The sequence below is a fragment of the Streptomyces kebangsaanensis genome, assembly GCF_001906585.1.
In the GTDB taxonomy this organism is placed as follows: domain Bacteria; phylum Actinomycetota; class Actinomycetes; order Streptomycetales; family Streptomycetaceae; genus Streptomyces; species Streptomyces kebangsaanensis.
Window position 1 is genome coordinate 1 of record NZ_JUJA01000034.1, and the last position, 6,638, is coordinate 6,638.

The window sequence follows — 6,638 nt, forward strand, 5'->3', positions numbered from 1 at the left end:
CCCGCCACGATCTCGGCGCCCGGCGCGTACTCGTGGACGGCGGCGCTGAGATCGCGGGTGAGTTCGAGCTGGCCCGACACGGCGCCGCCGTCCTGCGGGATGCGGAGCTCGACGGTGTCCACGGGGAAGCCGTACTTGGGCAGGACGTTGCGGTTGGCCAGGACTCCGAGGAGCTCGCGCTGCGTCAGGTTGCGGATGACCTTCTCGTACATGTCGGCCAGCCAGTACTTGCGGGCGGCGACCGCCCGGTCGCGTCGTTCGCCGTAGGCGGTGACGTCCTGGCGGAGGATCTGTCCCGCGGCCCGCAGCAGTCGGTCCAGTTCGTCGACCCAGGCTCCTGACTCCAGGTCGATCTCGTCCTGGACGCTCGCGGGAAGGACCCGGCGGACCGAGGCCGCCACGGTCTCCGGCACGGGCGTGAGCCAGTCGCGCACGATGTGGGCGGCGGTCTCGCCGGTGGTGTCGTCGGGCAGGAAGAACTCGCCCGCCGTGCGCCAGATGCGGCCCCGCTCCTCCTTCATGGCCCGGAAGAAGGCGGCGAGGGCGATGGAGTGGGCGTGGCGGCGGTCGATCCTGACGTTGTCGACGGGGACGATCGGGGCCCGGACCTCCCCGGCGATCATCCGCTCGGGTTCCGCGTACCGCGCGAGGTCGTGGGGGCGTCGCTGGGCGTAGGTGAGGACGAGCGCGGCGGAGTCGGCGCGACGGCCGGCGCGTCCGGCCCGCTGGACGTAGTTGGCGGTGGAGGGCGGCATGTTGCGCAGGACGACGGCCTGGAGCTCGCCGACGTCGACGCCGAGCTCGAACGTGGTGGAGCAGGACAGGGCGTTGACCTGCCCGCGGACGAACTCGCCCTGGATCTCGGCGGCCTTCTCGCCGGTCCACTGGGCCGTGTGTTCCTGGGCGCGCAGCGGTACGGGGTCGAAGGTGAGGTAGAGACGGCGGAGGTGGTCGTCCGTCTCTGCGGTCGGCTTGTACTCCTCCAGGCGGCCGGTGCAGCGCAGCGTGGGGCACACTCCCCGTACGGACACGGCGACGACGCGGCGGCAGCGGTCGCAGGCGTGGAGCGGTTCGCTGTCCGCGGTGACGGGTCGCAGGCGCAGCCAGGCGTGGTCGAGCCGGCGGACCGCGCCGATGCCGGCCTGGTTCTCCCCCGGCAGCCAGCCGGTGAGGTGTCCGGCGGTGAGGTCGGTCCACAGGCGGTTCAGGATCTCCAGCGCGGCTGCCCGCCGGTCGCCCTGGTGGCCGAGGGCGTCGAGCACCCGCTCCAGGTAGTCGACGCGCCGGTTGGAGACGCCCGCGGCACTGGGCAGCCAGCTGATCACCTTCCGCTTGGCGTCGGACCCCTTGGAGCGGATCCAGACGGGACCGCGGCGCGGGGCGAACGCCTCGTCGCCCGCGTCGACGTCCTCGGGCATGGTGAGCGCGCCCTGGTTGCGTACGGTGCGCAGCAGTTCCTGCAGCAGCCCCCAGGCTTCGTCGTCGGCCAGGCCGAGGGAGGTCAGGGCGGTGGGCGGCTGCCAGAAGGGCTCGCGGTCGAGGTCGACCCGGAGCAGGCCGAGGCCTTCGAGCGACTGGCGGTCGTCGATGCTGAGCACTTCCTGCATGACCCACAGGGCGACCTCGCGCTGCTTGGCCTGGCGGGAGTCGTTGCGGCGGAAGACTCCGGCACGGTCGGCGGCGCGGATGGTGTGGGCGACGAGATCGTCGATGTGCAGCGGCTCGTCGGGGTCGGGGCAGCCCTTCAGGGCGGCCTGCGTCATCAGGCGCCGGTGCTGGATGCGGGTGTAGGAGTCCTCCAGGTAGGGGGCGAAGTACGCGGCGGCCTGGCGGCTGTCACTGAAGAACAGGAGCTTGCGGCCGCGTCCGGGCAGCGAGGCGGCGGCGCCCTCGGTCGCCGGGGGCAGCGCCTGGTAGAGAGCCGTGCCGAGAACGGCGGCCGCGGCCTCGTTGCCCGTTTCGAAGAGGCGGATCATGCCGTGGCCGCGGGCGCCGCAGGACAGGCAGGAGGCCGGGGTTCCCTCGCGGGTGTCCAGCTGGTGGACGCGGCGCAGCTCGGTTCCCTGACAGTCGTCCACCGTGCAGGCCGCCGTCCCGGCAGGGTGCACGGTGGCGCAGCGGGTGCACAGCCGCCGCTCGCTGAGTCCGCCCTTGGCGCTCTCGCCGAGGGTTTCGTCGTCCTCGTCGACGCCGGCGCCCGAGTCGTCCCCGTCCAGGAGCAGCCAGGTGTGCGGCTTGTCGGGGGACTTGCGGTGCACGAGACGGGACCGCGCCCCGGGGCCGCCGAGGGTGCCGTGCAGGTGAACGGCACCGCAGCGACGGCACGCCCCCAGTTCGAAGGAGGGTCGCGCGCAGTGCGGGCAGCTCTCGTGACGAGCGAGGTCGAGGTGGGGGCCGGCCGGGTCGAGGCAGGTGAACGCGCCTTCGGTGGCCCGTGCGAAGAGGTGGTAGCGGGCGGAGAGGACGGGCGCGCCGTCGGTGTCGGTCACCTGGCTGGCGAGCTGGATGAGCGCGGTGACGGCGGCCGGTCCCACCGGGTCGCCGGGGAAGACGGTCTCCGCGATCTCGCGCACGGGCCGGGGCCCTTCGGCGAGGGCTCGGCGCAGGGCGGCGGTGCCGGCTTCAGCGGCGAGGGCGGCGGCCGGACCAGTGGTGGCGGGCAGTCCGTGCAGGCGCGCGGCCGACAGGATCTCGGGGCCGGGGTCGGCCGCGGCGGCCAGACGCAGGTACTCGGCGGCCGGCAGCGGTCCCCAGTGCGGGCCGCCGGGCACGGCCACCCGTGTCGCGGTGACGAGGTCCTGTGCGTCCGGGTCGTCGGCGTCCCAGTGGAAGGGGACGTCGAAGAGGGCTTGGGCGAAGGCGGTGACGGCGGCCGGGTTCTCCTCCGCGCCGACGGTGGCGCTGGTGGCGATGGCCTGGATGTCCCGCCCCTGGCCCACCCTGTCCTTCAGCCGGCGCAGCAGCATGGCCAGTTCGGCGCCGCGTGCTCCGTCGTAGACGTGGGCCTCGTCGACGACGACGAACCGCCAACCGCCCCCGTACTCCCCTTCGAAGAGGTCCATGTCCTGGGGGCGGAGCAGCAGGTACTCCAGCATGGCGTAGTTGGTGAGCAGGATGTGGGGCGGCGTGGTGCGCATCTCGCGGCGGCTGAGCAGCTCGTTGGGCAGGCGCGGCTCGCCGGGGTTGAGCTGCTCGAAGGTGTCGACGGCTTGGCGCGGGTCGTCCTTGGTGTCGCCGGTGTAGCGGCCGAAGGTGATGTGGGGCGTCTCGGCGAGCAGTCGGCGCAGGCGCTTCATCTGGTCGTTGGCGAGCGCGTTCATCGGGTACAGCAGCAGGGCGCGGACCCCGGGGCCGAGGGTGCCGCGGGCGTGTTCGGCGGCGAGCGCGTTGAGGACGGGCAGCAGGAAGCTCTCGGTCTTGCCGGAACCCGTGCCGGTGGCGACGACCAGGTTGCGTCCGGCCACGGCCTTGCGCAGCGCCTGCTCCTGGTGCCGGTACAGGGGACGGTCCGCGGGCAGGGCAGGACCCGTCAGCTGCCGGAACGCGGGGTCCAGTACGCCTTCGCCGATGAGCTCATTCAGGGTGGCGCCCGGCGCGTAGGCGGGGGTTGCCTCCAGCAGAGGCCCCTTGGTCAGCAGCGGGCTGGTGTCGATCGCGTGGGCGAGGGCCTCGGCCACGCGGGGTTCGCGCAAGGGCAGCAGGGAGCGCAGATAACGGCGGTAGGTGTCGCTGATCAGTGCGGACGTGGCGAGCGGGTCGAGGCTGTGCACGGGCTGGCTCCGGGTCGGCGGCGGGCGGGGCGGGGCAGGTGGGACGGTACGGAACGGCGGCTGAGGACTGGTGGGGCATGGGGCCGTGGTCCCTTTCGGGCGGGACGCCTGTCTCCGCCGGACTCAGCCGGTGGCCTGCACCGTCTCGGTGGTGACCAGGCACTCCGCCAGGGCGAGGTCGACGGCGGTGAGGTCGGGTGCGTGGGCGGCCACGGACGTCCACAACGGCCTCAGTCCCCGCTCCAGTTTGACGGCCCGCGGGTCTCCCGCGGCGGCGAGCCGGGCGATCAGCGCGCACCCCAGGGAGAACTGGGGCACCCGCATCCACGCTTCGCCAGGACCACGCAGCGCCCCCGGTCCCCGGTCGCGGAACGCCCGTACCAGGAGATCGTGTCCGTCGTCGAGGAAGTTCCCGACGGCCTCCAGCCACTCCTCGCACTCCTCGCGCCCGGCGTAGTACTGGAGGGTGCGCCGGTCGCGGAACGCCTGCCAGGCGGCCGCGGTCCGGGTGTCGGTGTCCAGGAGTCCGCGCGGTACGACACCTGCCGTGCGCCACATGGCCTGCTGCTGGATCTCGGGGAGTTCGTCCAGGATGCGGACGTGGGCGTCGAACCGGCCGACCGTGCGGCTGGGGTCTTCGTGGCCGGCCAGGATGGCCGTACCGGCACCTCCCAGGAACTGCCCCACTTCGGCGAGGAGTTCCTTCTCCTCCGGATACAACTCGTCGATACCGTAGGCCGGGTCGCCGGACAGGTAGGGCAGCAGCGGCGCCGTGAGCAGCAGCGCGCACAGCGGGGCACGCCGCCAGGCGGGGCGTACGGCGGCCGGCTCCGCCACCTCCCGGATGCGCAGGGCGGCCAGGCCGCTGCCCACCAGCGCGGCGGCCAGTTCACCGGAGCGCAGGGAGCTGCCGGCCGCTCCCAGGAGGGCGTCGGGCCCGGCCTCCCCCAGGGCCTGCAGGCACTCGGCCGGTGCGGTCTCCTTCGCACCGCACGCCTGCAGGTCGCGGCCGCGGGCGGCCACGATCCACTGGTAGGGGATCGCGTCGGCGTCGCGAGGCAGGGTTCCGCGTCCCGCCAGGTACTCCGTGGTTCTGGCCGCCGTTCCGTCGATGGCCGAGGACATCCAAGGGGAGCCGCGCAGCACCAAGGTGTCGCGGTCACGCAGGCGGGGCCAGGCGGGTGCCGCGCCGGGCGTGGAGCTTCCCACTCGCAGGCTCACGACGAGCGGGCCCGCCGATCGCCGGGCGGCGGGCAGCGGAATGCGGCCGCTGTCGTCGACCGGCACGGTCAGCGGCTGCTGCCAGGGGGCGAAAACCGTGTACACCTGGGCGGTCAATTCACCGGGGTGGCGCAGTCCCCGCAGCAGCAGTCCGGTGCCGTCCGGCACGACGTCCTCCGCGATGGGCTGGGTGCGGACGGTGCCGACGTGGACGCTCTGCCCCGCGACCAGCAGCCGCAGTTCGGCCTTGGCGCAGTCGCGGACGGTGTCCGTCAGGGCGGCCAGGGAGTAGCGCAGGTCGCCCTTGCGGGTCCGGGTACGACGTTCCGGTGTCAGGGTGATCAGGGTCGTGTCCTCCACGACAAGCGCCAGTTCGGGGGTCACGGCCACCGCCTGCTCCGGCAGCCGCACGGTCAGGGCGCTGTCGCGCACCAGGTCGGCCGCGTCGATGTCGAGCGGCCGGACGGACCAGGGGAGGGGCCGGCCGTCGAGTTCCAGGCGGACCTCGGAGTGCGGGACGAGCGCCTGGACGTGGAACTCGTTCGTACCGTCGCGCAGCACGACCCCCTTGGCGATCTCGTACGGGGCGAACGCGATCACATTGCCGGAGGCGGTCACCGGCCGGCTGGTACGAAGGGTCAGTCGTGTCGGCGCCAGTCCGCCGTGCGGGGCGAGCAGGCGCCACTCGGCGGAGGGCGCCGCCTCGACGTTCTCCGCCAGGAAGGCCGTGAGACGTCGTCGGCCCCGCCGCCGGCCGGGGCGGTGGACGAGGATCTCGTACGGGCCGAGCAGCGGGCCGGGGACGTCCTGCCAGGGGGCGAGAAGAGCGCCGGGCGCACCGGTGAGGCAGGCCAGCAGTTCCTCGTGACCGGGGCGGCGCACCTCCACCTGCCAGTGCTGTGCCTCCGGCTCGCCCGGCCGGCGCCGGAGCCGGAGCGCGGGCGGCCTGTGCCACACCGGTGCCCCGTCCTCACCGGTGAGCCAGGGCAGTGTCGCGCCGCCTTCCCAGCCGAACGACCGCCCGACCGCCACGTCCAGCCAACTGCCCGGCGCCGCCTCGGAGGTGCGGAGCCGGGTCACGCCGGCCAGGGACACCTTGCTGAGGGTCCAGCCGCTCCAGCCGTAGGGGGTGGGAAGTTCGACGGCCGCGGCCTGCGCGCCCTCCGTCTCCAGAGTGCCCACGTGCAACAGGTGGATCTCGGCGGCGGGCAGCGGCTCGTCCAGGGGAATCCGGTGACCGTCGGCGGCGAAGGCCAGCAGGACGGTGTCCGGGTCGACGACGGCCACCGCATGGGTGGTACCCGTCGGGTCGGTGGCCTCGACGCGGCGCACGGGACCGGGCAGGACCCAGTGCGGCGGCGACGCGGTGAACGACTCGCCGTCGGCCGCCAGTTGCCGGGCGGCTGTCTCCGGGCCGCCGGGCAGGGTCAGCAGGACACTGCCCGCGCCGGGTCCGAGACGAAGCTCCGGAGGGGCCGTGACACCCCGGGCGACGGGGACGGGCGAAGGGGCGTCCGGCAGGTCCGCGGTGGCCGGCGGTTGCCAGGCCCAGCCCAGCGAGCGGGCCGCCTCCTGTGCGGCCGTGATCCAGCTCGCGTCGGTCGCCGGCGCGTTCGGGGCGGTGCGGCGGCGGCCGAGTTCCGGGCG

General features: G+C 73.9%; 2 protein-coding genes. Both read right to left on the reverse strand.

The window, feature by feature from the left end; translation table 11 throughout:
* The coding region (locus RH94_RS04190; protein WP_073946305.1) for a DEAD/DEAH box helicase at positions 1 to 3,770 on the reverse strand (3,770 nt) is incomplete at its 3' end.
* Positions 3,771 to 3,893: 123 nt separating this feature from the next.
* A partial coding sequence (locus RH94_RS04195; protein ID WP_158073013.1) for a hypothetical protein occupies positions 3,894 to 6,638 on the reverse strand: 2,745 nt, incomplete at its 5' end.